The sequence below is a fragment of the Halalkalibacter sp. HAAS-P014 genome, assembly GCF_056619965.1.
The window spans coordinates 1-21,217 of record NZ_JBWQTV010000027.1 but is presented as its reverse complement, the minus strand read 5'-3'; the positions used below and the strand labels follow the sequence as shown (position 1 = coordinate 21,217).

At 39.1% G+C, this 21,217-nt stretch carries 19 protein-coding genes, 1 rRNA gene and 1 pseudogene; 2 read left to right on the top strand and 19 right to left on the bottom strand.

The annotated features are described in order from the left end of the window. Window positions 1-202: 202 nt before the first annotated feature. From yabG to AC1FXZ_RS20220, 8 genes are all read right to left on the bottom strand, one after another. On the bottom strand, window positions 203-1,066 hold the full coding sequence (gene yabG, locus AC1FXZ_RS20255) for a sporulation peptidase YabG (RefSeq protein ID WP_480057040.1): 864 nt from the start codon (window positions 1,064-1,066) through the stop codon (window positions 203-205). A 49-nt stretch (window positions 1,067-1,115) separates the two neighbouring features. Further along, on the bottom strand, window positions 1,116-1,997 hold the full coding sequence (gene rsmA / locus AC1FXZ_RS20250; protein ID WP_480057038.1) for a 16S rRNA (adenine(1518)-N(6)/adenine(1519)-N(6))-dimethyltransferase RsmA: 882 nt from the start codon (window positions 1,995-1,997) through the stop codon (window positions 1,116-1,118). Then, entirely contained in the window at window positions 1,991-2,554 is a 564-nt protein-coding gene (gene rnmV / locus AC1FXZ_RS20245; RefSeq protein WP_480057036.1) for a ribonuclease M5, read from the bottom strand. The genes rsmA and rnmV overlap by 7 nt, the downstream gene beginning before the upstream one ends. 380 nt (window positions 2,555-2,934) lie before the next feature. Beyond that, window positions 2,935-4,200, bottom strand: a complete 1,266-nt coding sequence (locus AC1FXZ_RS20240; RefSeq protein ID WP_480057034.1) for a ubiquitin-like domain-containing protein — start codon at window positions 4,198-4,200, stop codon at window positions 2,935-2,937. A 231-nt stretch (window positions 4,201-4,431) separates the two neighbouring features. Beyond that, window positions 4,432-5,199, bottom strand: a complete 768-nt coding sequence (locus AC1FXZ_RS20235; protein ID WP_480057032.1) for a TatD family hydrolase — start codon at window positions 5,197-5,199, stop codon at window positions 4,432-4,434. Between the two features lie 189 nt (window positions 5,200-5,388). After that, on the bottom strand, window positions 5,389-7,374 hold the full coding sequence (gene metG, locus AC1FXZ_RS20230) for a methionine--tRNA ligase (RefSeq protein WP_480057030.1): 1,986 nt from the start codon (window positions 7,372-7,374) through the stop codon (window positions 5,389-5,391). A 475-nt stretch (window positions 7,375-7,849) separates the two neighbouring features. Beyond that, on the bottom strand, window positions 7,850-9,682 hold the full coding sequence (locus AC1FXZ_RS20225) for an ATP-binding protein (RefSeq protein WP_480057028.1): 1,833 nt from the start codon (window positions 9,680-9,682) through the stop codon (window positions 7,850-7,852). Window positions 9,683-9,748: 66 nt separating this feature from the next. Then, entirely contained in the window at window positions 9,749-10,708 is a 960-nt protein-coding gene (locus AC1FXZ_RS20220) for a DNA double-strand break repair nuclease NurA (RefSeq protein WP_480057026.1), read from the bottom strand. A gap of 199 nt (window positions 10,709-10,907) precedes the next feature. On the opposite strand from AC1FXZ_RS20220, the gene AC1FXZ_RS20215 reads away from it, so the two are divergent. Beyond that, window positions 10,908-11,198 carry an AbrB/MazE/SpoVT family DNA-binding domain-containing protein gene (locus tag AC1FXZ_RS20215; protein WP_480057024.1) on the top strand — a complete coding sequence of 97 codons (291 nt, stop codon included), beginning with the start codon at window positions 10,908-10,910 and terminating at the stop codon, window positions 11,196-11,198. A 216-nt stretch (window positions 11,199-11,414) separates the two neighbouring features. On the opposite strand, the gene rsmI is transcribed toward AC1FXZ_RS20215, so the two are convergent. The 9 genes from rsmI to AC1FXZ_RS20170 form a co-directional block, all read right to left on the bottom strand. Continuing rightward, on the bottom strand, window positions 11,415-12,278 hold the full coding sequence (gene rsmI / locus AC1FXZ_RS20210) for a 16S rRNA (cytidine(1402)-2'-O)-methyltransferase (RefSeq protein WP_480057022.1): 864 nt from the start codon (window positions 12,276-12,278) through the stop codon (window positions 11,415-11,417). A gap of 13 nt (window positions 12,279-12,291) precedes the next feature. Continuing rightward, window positions 12,292-13,035: a tRNA1(Val) (adenine(37)-N6)-methyltransferase gene (locus tag AC1FXZ_RS20205; RefSeq protein WP_480057020.1), complete on the bottom strand. Its 744-nt coding sequence runs from the start codon at window positions 13,033-13,035 to the stop codon at window positions 12,292-12,294. Window positions 13,036-13,120: 85 nt separating this feature from the next. Further along, entirely contained in the window at window positions 13,121-13,471 is a 351-nt protein-coding gene (gene yabA, locus AC1FXZ_RS20200; protein WP_480057018.1) for a DNA replication initiation control protein YabA, read from the bottom strand. 15 nt (window positions 13,472-13,486) lie between these two features. Continuing rightward, the gene (locus AC1FXZ_RS20195; RefSeq protein ID WP_480057016.1) at window positions 13,487-14,314 is read right to left on the bottom strand and encodes a PSP1 domain-containing protein; all 828 of its coding nucleotides are present in this window, start codon (window positions 14,312-14,314) and stop codon (window positions 13,487-13,489) included. Window positions 14,315-14,317: 3 nt separating this feature from the next. Next, a complete protein-coding gene (gene holB, locus AC1FXZ_RS20190) occupies window positions 14,318-15,307 on the bottom strand; it encodes a DNA polymerase III subunit delta' (RefSeq protein WP_480057014.1) in 990 nt (329 codons plus the stop codon). A gap of 13 nt (window positions 15,308-15,320) precedes the next feature. After that, entirely contained in the window at window positions 15,321-15,650 is a 330-nt protein-coding gene (locus AC1FXZ_RS20185) for a cyclic-di-AMP receptor (protein WP_480057012.1), read from the bottom strand. A gap of 20 nt (window positions 15,651-15,670) precedes the next feature. Beyond that, window positions 15,671-16,309 (bottom strand): dTMP kinase, encoded by a 639-nt coding sequence (gene tmk / locus AC1FXZ_RS20180; RefSeq protein WP_480057009.1) that lies wholly within the window; start codon window positions 16,307-16,309, stop codon window positions 15,671-15,673. Further along, window positions 16,302-17,750: an aminotransferase class I/II-fold pyridoxal phosphate-dependent enzyme gene (locus tag AC1FXZ_RS20175; RefSeq protein WP_480057007.1), complete on the bottom strand. Its 1,449-nt coding sequence runs from the start codon at window positions 17,748-17,750 to the stop codon at window positions 16,302-16,304. Before AC1FXZ_RS20175 ends, tmk begins: the two co-directional genes overlap by 8 nt. A gap of 130 nt (window positions 17,751-17,880) precedes the next feature. Further along, entirely contained in the window at window positions 17,881-18,084 is a 204-nt protein-coding gene (locus tag AC1FXZ_RS20170; protein WP_480057005.1) for a sigma factor G inhibitor Gin, read from the bottom strand. Between the two features lie 537 nt (window positions 18,085-18,621). Here AC1FXZ_RS20170 and AC1FXZ_RS20165 point away from each other — a divergent pair. Continuing rightward, a pseudogene (locus AC1FXZ_RS20165) lies at window positions 18,622-19,896 on the top strand (Nramp family divalent metal transporter). Between the two features lie 107 nt (window positions 19,897-20,003). On the opposite strand, the gene AC1FXZ_RS20160 reads toward AC1FXZ_RS20165, so the two are convergent. Both AC1FXZ_RS20160 and rrf read right to left on the bottom strand, forming a co-directional pair. After that, window positions 20,004-20,492, bottom strand: a complete 489-nt coding sequence (locus AC1FXZ_RS20160; protein ID WP_480057003.1) for a hypothetical protein — start codon at window positions 20,490-20,492, stop codon at window positions 20,004-20,006. 623 nt (window positions 20,493-21,115) lie between these two features. After that, window positions 21,116-21,217, bottom strand: a 5S ribosomal RNA gene (gene rrf, locus AC1FXZ_RS20155); the annotation flags it as partial.

The following is a 21,217-nucleotide window of genomic DNA, read 5'->3' as shown; positions in this document are numbered from 1 at the left end:
GCTACTTTCCCAATGAACGCAACCAGCGTCTGCCTTTAAGCAGGTTGAGTGGTCTCCTCAACATCCGCACGACGCGCGAGGCCTGCCAACTTGTTCGCTCTCTTTTAGGCAGTGTGGCACGTTCATCGTCGAGCAGAAACTAAAAAAAGACCTCTAATTGTAACCGAACGTACTAGGTTCGATTACAATTAGCAGGCCTTATTTATTCGTGATCATATTTCATTGGCATGCCGCGCCGCATTACGCCCTTTGTCTCAACTCCACCTAATCCTTTTTCACCTGTGATTGTGTTACGAAGAACGTCAGAGAGACTTACACGATCCATGAATGATGTTAAGCTAACTCGAGCTGCGATGTATACAGGGTCAAGAGCATGAATATTAACACGATCAGGAGAGCTGGCAAAGTTCGAACCAGCTTTTATCAATGTTTCAAAATGAGACTGGCACGCGCCGGCAAAAACAATAAGCTCATCACGGTTCCATGAATGTTTCCTTGCAATTCTTACACACTCAGCAAAATACTTTGTATTTCGGTAAGAACGTACATCACGAGCATCGCCCTTTGACTTCAAATAAGCATCATGCCCAGTAACGACTACAATATCTGGTTTAACCATTTCAAGCAAAGAACCAATTTGTTCAGGCATTTCCTTTTCATGTAAATGGACGCCATACACAGGAACGCCTAATTTATTATATAACTCGGTGCATTTGCGAAGGTAAAGGCCATCTCCATCTATATGAAGTACACGCCCACGTAACTCAAAATAACTCGATTCGCTCTGGTATCCAGATGTAACTTGATAATCACCACGCTGTTTCATCAATTTCGCATCTTGCCTAAAAAGCAAATAAGAATTTTCCTCCAGTTCCTTTGCTTTTTTCTGATGCGCTGTTCGCTCTTTTTCTGAAACGATGACAACATCCTCAATCGGGGCATCAGCAAGCAAGCGCATATCCTCCCCAGCAAGTTCAACGAAATCTGAATACACTTCTACAATTCGAAACAACAAGTCACATTGATACGAAAGGCGAGCGACGATATCCCCTTTATTCAACTTCATTGTCACGCCTCCTCTCCACTTAAAATATGTGAGAAAGAGGGCTAGTGTGCTATTTTTTAGGTAATCTTTTTAAAAGAGACTCGCTTAGGTCAGCAAATTCCTGAAGTGATAAAGTTTCCCCTCTACGTTTAGGGTCAATACTTGCTTCATGTAATGCTTCTTCAAAGTCCTGCTTTTTTTCTTTTGGACCTAAATTATGAACAAGATTATTTAAGATTGTTTTTCTACGATTCGCAAAGCAAGCATGAAACACTCGAAAGAAAAAATCTTCATCCGATACATCTACAGCAGGTTCCTCTCGGATTGTTAAGCGCAGCACTGCAGAGTCAACTCGTGGCTGTGGTATAAATACGCTTGCTGGAACAGTCATAACGCGCTCAGCTTCAGCAAAGTATTGCGCGGCTATTGATAACGATCCGTATTCTTTTGTACCTGGTTTAGCTGCTATTCGATCAGCTACCTCGGCTTGAATCATCACGACAATCCCCCGAATAGGGAGATGTTCCTCTAACAATTTCATTAAAATCGGCGTTGTTACATAATAGGGTAAGTTTGCCACGACCATAATGTCATCGATTCCTTGAAATTGTTCGTTAATCACTTCATGAATATTTGCCTTTAACACATCTGAGTGAATAATATTAACATTGTCGTATGGCTTAAGTGTTTCATCTAAAACAGGGAGCAACCTTTGATCAATTTCAAAAGAAACAACCTTTTGTGCTTGTTTTGCTAATTGTTCAGTTAATGCCCCAATTCCCGGTCCGACTTCGATTACTCCTGTTTTTTCTGTTATAGATGCTGCCTCTACAATATTTCGTAAAACATTTGTATCAATTAAAAAGTTTTGTCCCAAGCTCTTTTTGAAGCTAAAGCCAAATTTCTCTAAAATCTCTTTTGTACGTGCCGGTGTTGCAATATCCTTTAACATAATTCTTGTTCCTCCTCAAACACACGTTGGATCGCTTCTTGAAATTCATCTGCCGTGATTCGAAATGTCTGCAGTCGCTTATGAAGCTGCTTCCCATTTGCATATCCAATATGAAGCAGCTCTCCAAGACGCTCTCTTCTTTTTTTTGATTTCGGGCCGGCAATCAGACCTGCTGCATGAAGGTCTTGCCAATCAATTATTTCCGTATGTTCTGTATCTTCTACTTTAGCATGCAATAATGCTTGACGAATGGCTTCAGGTGTTGCATTTTCAACACCAAGATCGTCAAGATTTTTTGAGATTGCATCTTTTTTCGGTAAAAAGGCATGCTTGCAATCTGGAACACGATTACTAATAATCTTTCTAATTCTTTCACCTGGGTAGTCTGGGTCGGTCAATACAATAACCCCTCGGCGCTCTTTAGCAAGAATAATTTGCGCAATCGTGCTCTCACTAACAGCTGACCCATTCGTCTCAATCGTGTCCGCATCAACAGCCCTCTTAATTGCTACTGTATCATCTTTGCCTTCTACGACAATCACTTCTTTAATTTTCATACTTTACCCCTAACCATTATGCTAGTCCTATTGTATCCTGAAAACCGAATAAAATAAATTTATTGTAGTCCAATTATGTAGGATAGATCTACACTTATATTTTTTATTTAAAAGGCTGACTCGCATACTTTGTTGTTTTTGGGCTTGCTTGTATTCACATGTTCGTTCCATTTCGCTCCATTCACTCGCTTTCCGTGGGGAGGTGCCGAGCCTCCTCGGCTGCGCCTGTGGGGTCTCGCCCCTACCTCTAAATCCCACAGGAGTCGAGTGACTTTCGCTTCATTTCACTACGATTAAAAACTTCTAACAGCAACAACCTTTACGAAAATAGCCACAAAAAGAAGAGCACAGGGTGGAAACCACACTGTGCTCAATATATATTAATCTAGAATGGTTACTTTAACACTTCTTGTTCCCCAACTAAAGGCATCTGATTTAGTCGGTACATGAACATCGATTTTATTCCCTCGGATCGCACCACCTGTATCACCAGCTATAGCTTCACCATAGCCTTCTACATGAACGCGAGATCCTAAAGGAATTACATTCGGATCAACGGCAATTACTTTCATATTACGATTGTTATTAAGATTAATCCCTGTAGCAGTTACCCCACTACATCCACTACAATTGGCAGTATATGCTGTAGCAGAAACCGTAAATGAGCGGCCATTACTTGAATTGGAACTTGAACTAGAGCTTGAATTTGAATTTGAACTCGACTCAGAGCTTGAGCTTGAACCTGCGCTTGTATTCGTCCCACGAGAAACTGGTTGCGCAGGTTTAGTTCCAACTGCTACAATACGGTCCTTGCTTTCCTTGACCGTCTTTGTCTCAACTAGCTCTCTAGATACTTCTTCTCCGTCTTCAAGCACAACTTCATAACGCTTTTCAACAGTTCCTTCTTCTCCAGCTTCCACCACTTCTTCTTTTCCTGATTGTAACCCGTCATCCCTTTTTGTGACTGTACCAAAAGCTACAGCCTCTTCCACCACATCGGTGACTTTTTCTACACGTATTACTTGAATTTCTGATTCTTGGTTAAGCCGTTTATCTAAAGCTGGCTCAACACGATCAAGCTCACCTAATGTAACACTCTCTCTCTCTAAAAAGTCAGCGACAGTCGTCGAAGTTGTCCAATATTCTTGCTGCTGTCCATCACTAGTAAGCTCAACTTGAAAAGCAGATTCATAGAATACATTCATTTTATCAGTTATTTCTTCACTTAAATCTGGTGTGATAATGTCTTCTTCTTTATAATCAATTTTCAACTCTTCCACCAGTTGTTCTACATTTTCTGCGGTCGTCCAAACCGGCTCTTCAAGCCCTGCCATTGTAACAAAGACTTCCTTTGCTTGCTCCCACGAAATAGTCATATGACTAGCAATTTCTGTGTCTAAGCCCGGTTCTACTAAATCATAGTCTTGAACATCTAATTCTTGCTCCTTCATCAGTTCAGCAACGGTAGATGCATGTGTTTTCACTGTAACTTCCTCTCCATTTGCAGAGATTGTTACTGTTGCTTTAGTCGTCTCGTATACAGCGTACAAAATCACGCCTACAAAGAGAATGAGACTGATAACGGAGATTACCAACTTTTTCCCAAAACCTATAGCAGGAAGGAGTTGGCTCCTGTTTGTTTCCATCTCAATGTACTCCCCCTTCTCAACGTCCGAATTATAAACACTGTACCTCCTTTTGTCAACTTTACTATTTTTGTTTTCACGCCGCATTGACCCTATTATCCAATAAAATGCCTACAAAGAAAACAAAAAATTATCGACACGTCCACTCTATGCACCTACTTATGCCTGTAGAACCTTTTCGAATGGTTTTAAATTTAGACAAGCCTCGTCAAATATAGCTAAATTCTCTTATCAAGATATGCCAAAAATTCGTTTTGCATTTGCTGTTGTGTGGATAGCTAACTCCTCCAACGTAATGTCTCGCAGTTCAGCTATTTGTTCTGCTACTAGTTTGACATAAGCCGGTTCATTTCTCTTCCCACGGTATGGATGGGGTGCAAGATAAGGACAATCAGTTTCTATTAACAAACGGTCTAACGGTACGACTTTTGCGACTTCTTTTGGACGTTTTGCATTTTTAAATGTTACAGGTCCTCCAAGTGATATATGAAAATTCAGCTTTAAACATTCCTTTGCAATTTCCACACTCCCTCCAAAGCAGTGCATAATCCCACCAACTTCATTTGCCTCTTCTTCTTTGAGAATATCGACAATATCTTGATCTGCTTCGCGATTATGGATCACAATTGGCAGCTTTACTTTCTTTGCTAAGCGAATTTGCTTACGGAACACATCTTTTTGTACATCTTTTGGTGATTTGTCCCAGTGATAATCTAACCCCATCTCTCCAAGTGCGACTACTTTCGGGTGGGAACTTAACTCCTCTAACCACTTTAAATGATCATCTGTCATATCAATAGCATCAACTGGATGCCAGCCAACTGCCGCATACAAAAAATCATACTTTTCAACTAGGCCTAAAGCGCGATTAATGGTTTTTTCATCAAAACCGACAACAACCATATTTTCGACTCCACTTTCTTTTGCACGTTCAATTACTTCTTCTAAATCCTCATCAAATTGATCTGCATTTAAATGTACATGAGTATCAAATAACACGCTATTACATCCTTTCATGATTAGATAAACTTTACAATGAACTAAATCACATAGTCACTTTCATTGCTAGTAATGAATCAAAAAGGTTGTCTCGTCATGAACTAACCCTATAGTACATTTTTGTATACGTAGTCTATGTATACACCTGCTTACTATTTTGGGGCTAGGACATTGAGACAACCTTATTCATTATTTTACTTGTGCTCCATTTGGCAGGCTTCCATCAATGGTTGCCAACTGTAATTTCTTTCCTTTAGACCCAGCTAAAATCATTCCTTGTGACAATTCACCACGTAATTTTACTGGTTTTAAGTTCGTTACACATATGACTTTCTTCCCAGTCAATTCATCTGGTGTATAGTGTTTTGCTATACCAGAGACTACTTGACGTTTCTCATAACCAAGATCTAACTGGATTTTCAATAACCGGTCGGCCCCTTTTACTGGTTCAGCACTTAGCACTTCAGCTACACGAAGTTCAACTTTCGTAAAATCATCAATTGTAATTTCATTTTCCTCAACTTCGGGTACCTCTTCTTGCGCTTCTGCTACTTTTTTCGTGCTACCCATTATTTCTACGATATGTGAAACTTCAGCTTCCATATCAAGACGAGGGAAAATCGGTTCTCCTTTTTCAACTGTTGTTCCACTAGGAATTTGAGCAAAGCTTTCTAAAGTTGTCCATGTTGTAACTTCTTCTGTAAGCCCTAACTGCTTCCAAATACGCTTTGGTGTTTCTGTCATAAATGGCTGAATCATAATCGATACTTGGCGTAGTGACTCCGCAAGATGATACATCACAGACCCTAGTTCTTCTTTCTTTGCCTCATCTTTTGCTAGGACCCAAGGCTGAGTCTCATCAATATATTTATTCGTACGACTGATCAATTGCCAAGTTGCTGATAATGCAACCGAAAACTCCATCTCTTCCATCGCATTTTCGACGTTTGTAACTGTTTCCTCCACTAACTTAACAAGAGGCGCATCAAATGGAGTTGCATCCTTTACATACTCAGGGATCTTTCCATCAAAGTATTTATTAATCATCGCGACTGTTCGATTTAGTAAATTTCCTAAATCATTGGCCAAATCATAGTTCACACGCTCAATGAACCCTTCTGGTGTAAACACACCATCAGAACCAAATGGAACTTCACGAAGGAGGTAATAGCGAAGCGCATCTAATCCATAACGGTCAATTAAAGGTACTGGATCAACGACATTACCTTTTGATTTTGACATCTTTCCATCTTTCATTAATAACCAGCCATGGCCAAATACTTTCTTAGGTAATGGTAAATCCAGTGCCATGAGCATAATAGGCCAATAAATCGTATGGAAACGCACGATTTCTTTTCCTACTAAATGTACATCAGCAGGCCAATATTTCTTATATAGTTCCTCATTTTCGCTTCCATAACCAAGCGCTGTTATATAATTAGAAAGAGCGTCTATCCAAACATAGACAACATGCTTAGGATTACTCGGAACTTGTACGCCCCACTTAAATGATGTACGAGAAACCGCTAAATCTTCTAACCCTGGCTTAATGAAATTATTAATCATTTCATTTTTTCTTGACTCTGGTTGTATAAAGTCAGGATTTTCCTCATAAAACTGCAAAAGGCGATCAGCATAGTTACTCATTTTAAAGAAATAGGATTGCTCACGTACTTTTTCCACTGGATGGCCACTATCAGGACTCTTTCCACCAATCACTTCACCATTCTCATTTTTAACTGGGTCTACTAATTGGCGTTCTGTATAAAATGTTTCATCAGGGATGGAATACCAACCTTCATATTCATCTAAATAGATATCACCTTTTTCCAATAACCGTTCAAAAATTTGTGCGACTACCTTCTTATGGCGCTCTTCAGTTGTTCGAATGAAATCATCATAAGATACATCAAGTTTTTTCCAGAGGTCTTGAATACCAGCAACAATTTGATCAGTAAATTCTTGAGGAGTTTGTCCCTTTTCTGCTGCTTTTGTTTCAATTTTTTGTCCATGCTCATCCGTTCCTGTCAAAAAGCGAACATCATATCCACGTAAACGCTTGTAACGTGCCATAGCATCGCCGGCAACCGTTGTATAAGCATGTCCGATATGAAGCTTATCACTTGGATAATAAATTGGAGTCGTTAAGTAAAATGTCTTTTTTTGTTCTGTCACAATAGTTCCTCCTTAAATTTTGAAAAATAATTGAACAACTTGGGCCTTCATTATGTATTACGAAACTATATTTCACCTTTTTCCCCATACCAAAAAGCCCTCGTCCGAATCGGGACGAGAGCATTTCTCACGTGGTACCACCCAAATTTCCTTTTTATCTCACAACAAAAAGGCTCATGAAGTCTAAGACTTCCTCTGTTAACGCCAGCAACGTCACTCCCTTATATGGCACGATGCCATACTCGAAAGTAAGCTCCTCCCAGGACCATCTTCCAACTAGAATCTATACCGGTTTCCAGCTCCCCCGGCTCTCTGCATAGCAATTGCTACCTATAGATTGCTACTTGTACTCATCCCTTCATCGGACTTAATCTTCATTTTTAATGCTTGTCGTAGTTTAAATCTTTACGCGCTAATTGTATATTCTCATTATGATAAAAATCTAACCAAAATATACCTAATTCAACCTTTATAGTCAAGAGCGATTGTACAGTGTTGCAAATGGCGTTTTCTCTTTTTTTATAACCCCTTCATGACTTAACCGGTCAAGTTCTTTTTTCCATGTTTGAACATCCCAGTTTTTCTCGGCATCTTGATTCAATTTCGTAAGCTGACTCATAATATTCATCTCTGCAAGTGGAAAATAGGCATCAAGAGCTTGCAACAACTGTTCTGAATCCTGTTTTTTCATTGCCTTGAGCTCATCAAATGGATTTAATGTATGTGGACTGGCTGAATGGGCTAGGCGAATCCGAACAGCCATCGTTCTCCCCATAATAGCCGATGAAACAAAGACATCACCCGAGCGTAAATAAGGAAGGCGCTTCCCTTCATCATGTGTTAAATCCGTCTCTTCCTTAATCGTCTGAATATCCGTGCCTCGAACTGTCCGGAAAACAAACTTTGAATTCAACTGAGCTGTTATCGTTTCATCCAATAATGTTGGACGCTGTGTAGCGAAAATGAGAAAGACACCATACTTTCTACCTTCCTGAGCAATTTCTTTTAGAACCGACTTCGCTGGTGCATCATACCCTTTTGGGGCAAAATTATGAGCCTCATCCGTTACGACAACAAACGGAGGGAAAAAATCTCCTTGCTTCTGTTGTAGCTTCGCATCTCTAAAGGTTCTCCGTTTCCCGTATAACGCACCGATCACATAACTTGAGAACACTTGCAAAAGCCAAACGGCCCCTTGTATAACAACCAATTTTCCTGAATGAATGCCTTGTTCAATTGCTCTAATATTTTGTTGGAAAAGTCCTGCTTGGTATAGGCGATTAGCACGCCACTGAATTCCTTTGATGGAAGCAAGTGGCAAGCTCCCGTATTGGTCCAATAACTTCTTGAATGTATCAAAACGGGAAATTTCGTCCCTGCTCATCCCACCATCATGCAACATCGCATCGATTTTTTGTTTACCAAGTTCTAATGCTTCTGCTAGGTTAGCAATACGATCACTGAACGATTGATAACTATCTTTTCGTTTATGAACGGTTTGAATAACATTAATCATCGACTCCGTTAGCGAGCCAGCAGCAGAAAGAAGTCTTTCAACATCTCTTGTTGTTAAAGCTGAAAAATCCACCCCGACATCCTGCCCAATTTGTACAACGGTATAGTGCTCACGATAGGAACGGGAGCCTTGAACAGAAGTGTCTTCCGTAGAGAAGTTCATTTCAAAATGAGGATCAAATACGAGTGTTGGAATTTGCAATTTCATTAGTTCCTCTAACATGACACGAAGGCCAAAAGACTTTCCAGAGCCTGAACCTCCAAACACACCGATATGTGGGTACTGCTGCATCGCTCGTATGTCGAAAATAAATGGAACACCATTTTGTTCTCGAACACCGTCGTGATCTTGAATATGTAATAACCCTTTAAGATTCTCAGGTAATGTCGAATCAATAAAATCAGTTGATTTTACTTCTCCTAACACAAGTCCATCCTCAGGAGCCGTTTTAACTAGTAAAGAGGATATTTCGTCAAAATGTGGGTGCCTCACACGAGAGCCCGTTTGAATTGGTTGTACGGCCTCTTCAAACAAACGCACTTTCGCCAGGTGGATATCATCAGCTCCGATATCATAACCAATATGCTCTAATGTTTTTAAGACTTGCTCATCTGCTATTCCTTTATCGAACCCCATCGGAATATACCGGTTATAAGAGAACGTCTCAACTACTTCTCCTTTTGGTTGATACAAAGACTCGTCCTCTATGACTAGCATTTCATTCATCCGAAATTTGTGTGTGTTGGATGCAACGTATACTTCATGTTGGGTAGTGACACCTACGATTTGCATAAGATTCCTCCTTTATTCTTTGGTTTGCCCGATTCGGGGTCAGACCCCAGTGTAAAGGGGCTCTGATTAGTACGGTCTCGCTTTTCGTTTCTTTTCGAAGAACCGTTTTCTTAATTCTGGATCTATATATTGTTCAATTAATGCTTCTACTAGTTTATCTGTTACTCTAACTTCTTTATCAACATGATCCAGCCAGAGGGGGATCCCTCGACCATTTCGAGGAGTTAAAGTTAATAATAGATTAGCAACCTCCTCTTTATAGGCAGCTTGTTCTTCTAACAAATCAAATCCTGTAATAACAGGGTCAGATGATAGACGCACCCAGACAGATTCTAACCCTGCTTTGCTTTGAATCTGTTTAATAAAAACCATCTCTTCTTGGTTCAGAACACCAAATAGAAGGTCACGGTCATACGTATGAGGTTGTTTCCTATACTGTTCGAATGACTCTAATTTTACTAGATTTTCAGTTGTAATTTCTTCAGATACACCAACGAGTAAAACATTTTTTTCAAGGGCTTTACTTCTTAAGATCGCCCACTCCTCAGGAGCATCAATTCGGTAATGATACAGTGCACCATCCATAAGAAGAATCGCTAATGGCTGTTCTTCCAAGAGTTGCAGAGCTACTTGCAACTCTAACTTTGCTAACAAGTGGGCACGGTAGTTTGCAGGAGTACGCTCATCTTCATCTAAATCGTCTTGTAATAAAGGAGAAAAAACATCTGATGATTGGCATTGGTACCCACTTGTTGTTTTTGCAAGTGCCTGAAATAAATAAAGAACATGTGGAACCTCGCCTTTTGTCTGATTAACAGAACCATCAACCGCCGCCAATTCTTTTCCATTTAACCAAGATGTTAATGCTTCTGTCGAAAGTCGCTGTAAATGTCGAATTTCTGCAGCTGATTGTCGAAGTTTTTGTCGAATATTCGTTTTATCTTTCAACGTACTTCGATAATTATCGTTAAGATTTTCATTTACTTCTTTTAGTTTTGTTACTAATTCTTCATTTATTTTTAACATTTAACTTTTTTCACCCCTAGCTCAATTACGCATAATGACAATGGTTTCAAGATAATTGGTAATTTATTACTATCCTAAAAATTTCTAAAAAAGTATTTGACTTGATTTAGAGTTACTGGTACTCTTAGAACATAAAGAAAATTGTCGAAAAATGACAAGAGTTATAGAAATTGTTTTAGTCTGAGAGGAGACACTATTAATGAAATCTACAGGAATCGTTCGTAAGGTTGATGAATTAGGTCGTGTTGTAATTCCAATAGAGCTACGTCGTACACTTGATATCGCAGAAAAGGATGCACTTGAAATTTACGTTGATAATGACCGTATTGTTTTAAAGAAATACAAGCCTAATATGACTTGCCAAGTTACTGGTGAAGTTTCTGATCAAAACCTTTCAATTGCAAATGGAAAGATTGTTTTAAGCCCACAAGGTGCAGAAGAAATCATTAAAGAACTTCAAGAATTTGTTGCTCGTTCAACTCAAGCTTAATAAGTTTAAAAAAGGGTGACCCATTTACGTTCTACCACTGGTATGTTCTTAAATGAGTCGCCCTTTTTGTTCTATTCGTCCTAGCTTTCTCGATTATGAGCATTGGCTTCTCTCGGCGTGCGCCTTTCGGGAAGTACGCCCCAATGGCTTAAATGCATTACGCCGGCTTCGCTCATTGCTTAGATAGAACAAAAAGGGAAGTTCACCCTTTTTGTTCTATCTATGGTATTCGTTGTAGATTTGGCGTTTTGGGAGGTTGCGTTCGCGTGCTGTTTGTTTGATTGCTTCTTTTGAGGACATACCGAGTTCGATATAGTGATTGACATGTTGATCGGTTGTTAATGCTTCCCACCAGTGGTCTTCTGCTTGTTGTTCAGTACTACCTTCCACAACTAAACAAAACTCTCCTTTCACCGTTCCTGTTTTGACCCATTCAATTGCTTCTTCTAGCGTACCTCGTTGGAACTCTTCAAATTTCTTAGTTAGTTCACGACTTATGCTTATTTTACGGTTCCCTAATACTTTGTACATTGCCTCTACTGTTTCTTTAATGCGGTGTGGTGATTCATAAAATAATAAGGTTGATTTATTTGCTTTTAGTTCGTCCAGCATTGCTTCGCGTTGTTTATTTTGACGTGGCAAGAACCCGATAAACTCAAAGCGTTCAGTCGACAATCCTGACGCAATTAAACTTGTTAATGCTGCATTTGCTCCAGGAAGTGAAATTACTTTTATGTTTTCCTTTAACGCATCTTGGACCAGCTCTTCACCAGGGTCGGAAATAGCAGGCATACCTGCATCACTGACAAGTGCTACGACCTTGCCTCCCTTTATTTCTTCAATAAGAGATTGCCCTGCCTTTTTGCGATTATGTTCATGGTAACTGACAAGTGGTGCTTCAATCTCAAAATGATTGCACAGCTTCTTCGTTTGACGTGTATCTTCGGCTGCTATCAAGTCTGCTTCCTTCAGAATTCTAACAGCTCGAAATGTCATATCTTCCAAGTTTCCAATCGGTGTCGGTACTAAATACAATACCCCTTCTGCTCCTTCATTTAAAAAGCTTGCTTGTTGGTTCATTCTAAAATCCTTTCTAACGCGAGTTTCCAATATAAATAGAACGAAACTCGTCTGTATATTCGCTTTGATCATTATAAACGACAACTGGAGGTAGACAAACAACACCGGGCTTCCCATCTTTAATTCCTTCTATTAATACCATGTTCGCGTCCTTATTTTCCCTCGGGTGAACAAATTGAATACGCTTTGGCTCAATTCGATACTGACGCATCAATGTCATAATATCAGTCATACGCTCTGGCCGGTGAACAAGAGCCACTTTTCCCTTTTGCTTTACATATTGACTACATACACGGATGACATCATCCAAAGAGCAATAAATCTCATGTCTAGCAATCGCTAAATGTTCATTTCGGTTTCGTTCATGTTCAGTGAACGTTTCAAAATAAGGTGGATTGCACGTTACAACGTCAAAGGATGAATGTTGTATGTCACTAGGCATTTGATTAAGGTCTGCTTCCACAAAACGAATTTGATTATGTATTTCATTTCCCTCAATCGTACGCCTAGCCATGTCAACTAAACGTTTTTGAATCTCTACTCCAATGATGTCTGCTTTTGTCCTTGTTGTAAACAAAAGAGGAATAACTCCATTGCCTGTACATAAATCGAGAATCTTTCCTTTTTGTATCGGCACTTGAACAAACCTACCGAGAAGCACAGCATCAATCGAGAAAGAGAAAACTTGTGGACTTTGAATCACTTTTAAGTCGGTCCCTGCTATATAGTCTAATCGTTCCCCTTCTAACAATTTCACTTTTATAGAAGCTCCTTTCTAGTTTAGATGCAAAAACTAGAGGCAGACCTCTCAACATTACGAAAGATCTGCCCCCTTTTAATTATTACTTTTGATGTAAAAATGATAAACAGAATAAACAATCGTCTCCATCTGGACGAATACTACCATAATGGGTATTACAAATATGGAAACCTTCTTGATACAACCTTGCTAAATTATCATAACCTTCACCGACAAAAGGCTTTTTAGCACTTTTCTTTTTCTCTTTCCCTATTTCCTCAGTCTCTTCTTGAGCCTCAAGACGTTTGCGAAGATTTTCATTTTCAATATGAAGGGAATGGTTTTCTTCTATTAAGTAAGCCAACTGTTCTTTTAATCCACGTAACTCATGGTGCAGTTCACCTAGCCGTTCTTCTAATTGGCTCACCTGTGTAAAAATCGCTTTTTTGTCCACGATGCTCCCACCTCATCATTCTGTGGCTTCAGTCGGCACGCCCTCTTTACTCATTAATTCATCCAATGTGAACTCAGCTATACGCTCCCCATCGAATAATTCAACTTGTACTAGTCGTTCTAATAAGTTTAGCCCAATAACTTTTCCTTTTCCTTCAGGCGACATAACTCGTTTTCCAATGTCAGGTAACTCTTGTTTAGCCGTTTCATACATGTCATTTTCGTACTTAAGGCAACACATGAGCCTGCCACAAAGTCCTGAGATCTTTGCAGGATTTAACGATAAGCTTTGATCCTTTGCCATCTTAATTGAAACTGGTTCAAAGTCACCTAAAAAAGAAGAGCAACATAAGACTCGTCCACACGGGCCAATGCCACCAAGCATTTTTGCCTCATCACGTACTCCAATTTGGCGTAGTTCAATTCTTGTACGGAAAATAGCTGCTAAATCTTTGACTAGCTCTCGAAAGTCGATTCGACCATCCGCTGTAAAATAGAACAAAACTTTATTACGATCAAATGTATATTCTACATCTACTAGCTTCATATCAAGCTTATGTTCGACGATTTTCTCTGTACAAACTTCAAACGCTTTCCTAGCTGCGTCAACATTTTCCTTCACAACTAATTTATCTTTATCCGTAGCAATACGTATGACTTGCTTTAATGGAAGAACGACATCGTTTTCTCCGACTGTTTTTGTACCGATCACAACTCGGCCAAATTCAACACCTCTAGATGTTTCAACGATAACCGTTTCTCCTTTCTCCAACTGAAATGAACCAGGTGAGAAATAATAGATTTTGCCCGCTTTTTTAAAGCGAACACCCACAACTTGATGCAATCTTTACCCCTCCTGTATATTAAGCAACAGCTTCTCCATCAATAGTTGAGGATTTACATTTGATACAAGCTGTCTTTTCGCAAACAAAACAGCCGACATCTTCTGGCTAATTTTATCCTGCGAACTAGTGAGTGCTTGCTGTTGTAATAGATCAATTTGATCAATATAAGTTAAAGAGTCTTCTTTTCCTACCTTTGTAAACAACAAATCCCGCAACCATAGAAGAATCATATCTAACCCTAAGTCTAGTTGCGATTTTTCTTTAAAAAGTGGCAACCACTTTTCTTGGAGTGTAAAAAGTACTTGAGTAGGTCTAGTATAGAGCTCCTCCATTAATTGTATCACTACGCTTCGTGCTTGTGCAATCCAATCTCCTTCTAATAGCTCCATTGCCTCATGATAACTTGTTGTTAAACTAGCCAATAAACTGGAAATTGTGTTAGAGTTTCCAGCCTGTGTAAGCTTGTCTAAAAATTTGACTCTTGATAACGGGGCAAATGTCATATGTTGGCTGCGTGAATGGATCGTTGGTAGTACTTTACTACCTTGCTCTGTTATAAGTACAGCTAGCGTTTGGGTTGCTGGTTCTTCTAGGAATTTCAAAATACTATTAGCTGCTCCAATGGTCATTAAATCTGCATGCTCAACAATATAAACCTTTTTCGCCGATTCAACTCCACGGTATGAGAATTCTTTTTGTAAATGCTCAACTTGTTGCTTTTTAATGGACAGTCCATCCGGCTCAATCAGATGCACATCTGGGTGATTACTGCTCTCAATTCGCTTACAGTTAGAACAAGTTAGACATGGATCGGACTCATTTCTATTTTCACAAAAGAAGCTCTTCGCTAAATGAAGAGCTACTACTCGCTTACCTGTTCCTTTGCTTCCTTCAAATAGATAGGCATGGGCCAGGCGATCCTTCTCAAGAGTTTTGACAAGTAAGTCGATCACTCTAGGCTGTATTTCTTTTAATTCATTCCATGTTTCCATTATTTCAACACCTTTAAAATTGCTCAAACTCCTCGACTGGCAAGACAAACACAGTTGCGCCTCCTACTTGAACTTCCACCGGGTAAGGAACATAAGAGTCAGCATTGCCACCCATTGGTGAAATTGGCGCTACTAACTGTTCACGACTCTGACAGTTTTCTTTGATCAAAGACATCACGTCTGCTACATTTTCATCTTCTGTCCCAATTAAAAATGTAGTATTACCAGCTTTTAAGAAGCCCCCCGTACTAGCAAGCTTCGTTGCCCTGTACTTTGCCTTTACCAATGCATCAGAAAGTCGATTACTATCTTTATCTTGAATAACAGCCATAATTAACTTCATCTTTGACAGCTCCTTTATCCCTAAAGTATGCGTTCTACAAAGAGATTAATTTCTTTTATCGCATCCTGATAGACGGACTCAATGTCTTGGTTTGCATTGATACTTTTGATTCGATTAGGATAGACGTCCATTACCTTGTAATATCCCTCTCTTACGTTCTCATGAAACTCCATCTTTTCTTGGTCAAGTCGGTTCACTTCACGTCCACCGTCATTTTGGATACGCGAAAGCCCAATTTTAGGATCAACATCAAAAAACAACGTTAAATCTGGCATATGGCCTTCAATTGCAAATTCATTAATCGCTTTGACATCATTAAAACCAATTCCTCTTGCATAACCTTGATAAGCAAGACTACTATCAAGAAACCGATCACAAAGGACAACTTTTCCTAGTTCGAGAGCTGGAATTACTTTTTCAATGAGATGCTGTCTTCTTGCAGCTGCATAAAGTAGCGCTTCTGTTCGACTATCCATTTCTGTATGTTCAACATCTAAAATGATTGTGCGTATTTGTTCGGCAATGCGAATCCCACCGGGTTCTCGTGTTCGAACCACATTTAAGCCCTTACTTAGTAAATCATATTCGATGTTATCTAAGACAGTTGTCTTGCCTGCCCCTTCTCCACCTTCTACTGTTATAAATAAACCTTTATTCATTGTCTTCCTCCGAATCAATAACGAGAACATTTTGCAAGCCGTGTTCTACTTGAAAAATAGCTCCTGCTGCTAACAGCTTTTTCACTTGTTTCAATGCTTTTTCATCTATTCGCTCTCCTGGTAAAATAAGTGGAATACCAGGTGGATAAGGAATAATTGACTCTGCAGCAATACACCCTATTGAACCCTCTAATGGTACCCTTTTTTTTGAAAAATGGTGAAGCTCACCACTTTTCATCTCTAGTTGTTTAATAGCCATTTCAACTTCAGGAGATTTAACATATTCGTCTTCATCTATGACATTATAATGCTGTAAATCTAAACGAAGAGACTCAATTTCTCGTTTTGGCACTATCGTGTTCTCGAGTCCGAAAACTAGCAGGACATGCTTTTCGTCAGCAAGTTCAGGATTCAGATTATTTTTCATAAAAAGATCTTGAAGCTCGTAACCGGATAAATGCGTTGTTGTCCTTATTGTAACTTTTAACGGATCGGAAAGATAGCTGTCTTGCCAATTTACTATCTTAAATTGCTTAATAGTAGATAATTCTTTTTTTATCGCCTCAATCCCTGCTAGAATTGTACTTATTTCGACTTTTGTTAAAGATTCTAGATACGCTCTTGCCCCGTCCAATGAGGCCATTAATAAGTAAGAAGGGCTACTAGATTGAAACATCGTTAGTGCTTTCTTTATCCTATGTCGGTGATCGTCATTTAGTTTCTTGCTTATATGTAAAAATGAACTCATTGTTAAAGCTGGTAACATTTTATGGGCTGATTGAACAACAACGTCAGCACCTATGCATAATGCAGATTCAGGAAAAGGCGTCCCTACACTATAATGAGCAGCATGAGCCTCGTCCACTAACACAAGCAAGTTATGTTGCTTTGCAAACTGTATTGTTGCTTCTAAATCAATACTAACTCCATAGTAATTCGGGTGGGTAAGAACTACCCCCTTTGCCTCTGGAAACAGTCTAATAGCTTCTACTAATGTTTCTTTTGTAACTCCCATAGCTAAGTTTGATTCTGAATCAATGAGTGGAGGTAAGAAAATAGGCACAAGTCCGGCAAGTTCAATAGCGTGAAAGACAGATTTATGGCTATTACGTTGTACAAATACTTTATCTCCACGCTCAAATGAACCATACAACATTGCTAAATTGCCAACTGTTGAGCCCCCAACTAAAAAAAGTGTCTCCTTAGCATTGTAAAATCGTGCCGCCTCTTGTTGAGCAGCAAGAATCACACCACTCGGAGCATGTAGATCATCAAGTCCTTCAAGTTCTGTTACGTCATAAGCTAAAACCTTATGAAAATCCTGATAGAGAGCAGGATGAAAAACAGACCCACCTTTATGGCCCGGCACATGAAACGATACTGGATTGTTTGCTTTATGTTTTTGTATAGCTTCAATTAAAGGAATCGGAATACGCTTCAACTAAATTCTCCTTTTATTCACGTTTTAATACTATGATACTTCACTTTCCTACCCATGTTAAGAAACGCTGTCAGCATTTTCAATGTGTAGTGAAAAGAAAAGCAAGCCTATCATCGGCTTGCTTTTCCTATTACTGTATAAAATTAGTTGATAATGTTCTCATCTCTCTTACATACAAATCGTAGATCTCATCGCATTCATCTACATTGATTAGGTCATGTTCACATGAAGAGCAGATAATTGTATTCATTACTTGTAATCCTTCTGCTTCTCTTTTCCCACAAATCGTACAATTTTTACCTAGCCGCACTTTCATTGTTTTCGTCTTCGGCATATCCATCACCCCTGACACCAGTATCGGCTATTCAATAACAGTTCATACATTACTATACTTTTAATCTATTCATTTTTTATAGGTATGTGCCTATCCTAGTCAAGATTTTATGATTGTTAGCTAAAAAGGCAGTTCAAATGAAAGCTACTGTAAAACAGGAGCAAACTGTATCAAAAGGCCGATTTTTTAAAAAGGCTTTTTCGCATACTTTGTTGTTTTTGGGCTTGCGTGTATTCACATGTTCGTTCCATTTCGCTCCAGTCACTCGCACCCGCTAGGAGGTGCCGAGCCTCCTCGGCTGCGCCTGTGGGGTCTCGCCCCTACCTCTAAATCCCACAGGAGTCGAGTGACTTCCACTTCATTTCACTACGAGTAAAAACTTTCTTATAACAACAATCTTTACGAAAACAGTCTTCAAAAAACATCAGTAGATAATGTGACAACCTCAAAGAACATAAAGAAATTTCATGCTTAAATAATTTATATCAACGTAATTAAAAACAAATATTTATATACATTACGGAAGGTGTGAGTGGGATGGGAAATGCTTTACGTAAAGAGGTAGAGATGAAAGCAACAACATCATCAACTGAAAAAAGGCCATGGTGGCAAGCGTGGGGACCTAGCGCTATTGTAGCGGCTGCCATTGTTGGGCCAGGAACTGTCACAACAGTTTCTGTAACAGGGGCAACGTACGGTTTCCAGGCTGCTTGGATTATCGTTCTGGCTTGCTTAATTGCTTACTTTGTACAAAAACCTGTCATTAAATGGACCATTCTAACCAGCTCTGGAGCAATGGAAGGCGTTCGAAATGAGATCGGCAAAGGTTGGGCAATCTTTCTTTATATCGCTCTTTTAATCGGAGCTTTGGCATTTCAGGCAGGGAACTTTTTAGGAGCAGCAATGGCCCTTAACTTCTTTGCTCCAAGTGTTCCTTTTGTAGCATGGGTTGCGATATAATCCTTTGGGGCACTTGCCATTTCATTAATAGGTGTATATAAATTAATCGAGAACATTAACCGTACTATTATTGTACTCATGGCGGTCGCTTTTCTTATTACAGTTATTGCCGCAGGACCAAATTTTAGCGAAGTAGCCACAACCGGTTTCTCACCTCAAATTCCAGGTGGAGATTACTGGCTTGTATTAGCGCTCATCGCTACAACTTTACCACCAAATACTGTGCTAGCTCTATCTGCTTTCACAAAGAAAAAATACAGCCAAGACCAATCAATTAGTCAAACTGAAAAAATTAGACGCGCTCATGCCGACCTTCGTGTAAACTTTATCATCACAGCGTTTATTACACTTTCAATTCTCGTTTGTGCAGGGGCTACATTGTATGGTACAGGAGCAACTGTAACAAATGCTGGCGACATGGCTGGTCAACTTACTCCAGTTCTAGGCCAATACGCTGGTATCCTCTTTGCTTTAGGATTATGGGCTGCAGGTTTTTCATCTGGATTATTCAACTTAAGTGTACAGCCATTATTATTCGGTCAAGCATTGGGAACGTCAGAAAATGCTAAAGCTCATATTAACCGAGCTATTATGATCGTTACGGCGATTTTACCAGTTTTAATTGTATTTTTCTTTGGACAAATGCCGATCGAATTAATTATTTCTGCTCAAGCATTAAATGGATTACTTCTGCCAATCATTGTTGGATTCGTTTGGATACTATCAAACAAAAAGAAAAAGCTCGGTCTTTATAATAATACACTAGTAGAAAACATTCGTTACGGAATCATTTTACTAATAGTAAGTGCACTTGCTGTACGAGTATTATTACAGCTTATAGGAGCTATCTAAACGAAGGCAGTCTCTTCATGGATCTAAATCCATGAAGAGACTGCCTTTCCCTTTGATTAACCTATGTTAGTCTGAACGTATCACATTATGATGATTTATCCTACTCTCTACTTACCTTGAGCACGTTGAAAAATACGGCTATTATCAAAATGTTCTAATGATGGCCCTGGTGCGACATGAATAAAGTCCTCTTCATTATTGTACTCAGGATATTTTTGGTTCCCTACTGATTTATATCTTATATGCACCTCTTCTAAATATTCTGACTCTTCTTCTGCTGCTGAGACCTGCTTCATTCCAGATAACCAAGTATCAAGATTATAAGTTCCTCTTTCAATGATTTGAGATAGATCTTCAAGAGATTCGATCAACTCTGTTAAGCAATCCAATCCGTTTCGTAACATCATTAGACCTTTATCGTTTGCTTGTTGGATCGAGTGTTCCAACCTATATAAATTCGCCTGATAATGAAATTCAATAAAACAACTGTTACGATCATAATTAAAGGTATAGTTTTCAATTTTCAATCGTTTCATAACCTTTATCAATTTTTTCTCACAATGATTCTGTTCCTTATATGGCATCCATTTAAACATACCGATCACCGTCCCTGTTTTTAGTTGATTTAATATTTGTATACCGATTACCTTATAACACTGACTTCTACAAAATTGTACAAACCCCTGTTTCAATCGTTTTACAATTGTCGACTATCTTTTACATATTGGAACGGCGATGTACGGGAACATACAGTTTTGTACACTATTACAACAATAATCAATGCATAGCTGTAAAAAAATTGTATGAAATTGTAAGATTTTGAAGTTAAAAACTTTATGATTTGAGAGAGAGATTAAAGAGATTAAACAAAGTTAATATTGAATTTAATGATATTGACCAAACAAACATAAGTGATTCTATTTCAATTATGATGAAAAATAGAATAGAGGTTGAGTCAGAAGATGTAAAAATTAATCTTTGACTCAACCTCTATAGGAAGTGGCCACCGATTTAAGCAGTACCAACCTTCTACTTTTCGCGCTAATATTAAGAAATTGCTATCATAAACATCAATGGGTTAGTACTAACCCTACCGGCCAATAGAAAGGACATATTCATTAATCCCCTAAAAAATGCTGCTATAGCTTTCGACTGTAGTACCACAGCATGCTATTTTTGCACACTAAAAAAAGACAATCCATTGGATTGTCTTTTAACTGCCTGGCAACGTCCTACTCTCACAGGGGGAAGCCCCCAACTACCATCGGCGCAAAAGAGCTTAACGACCGTGTTCGGCATGGGAACGGGTGTGACCTCTTCG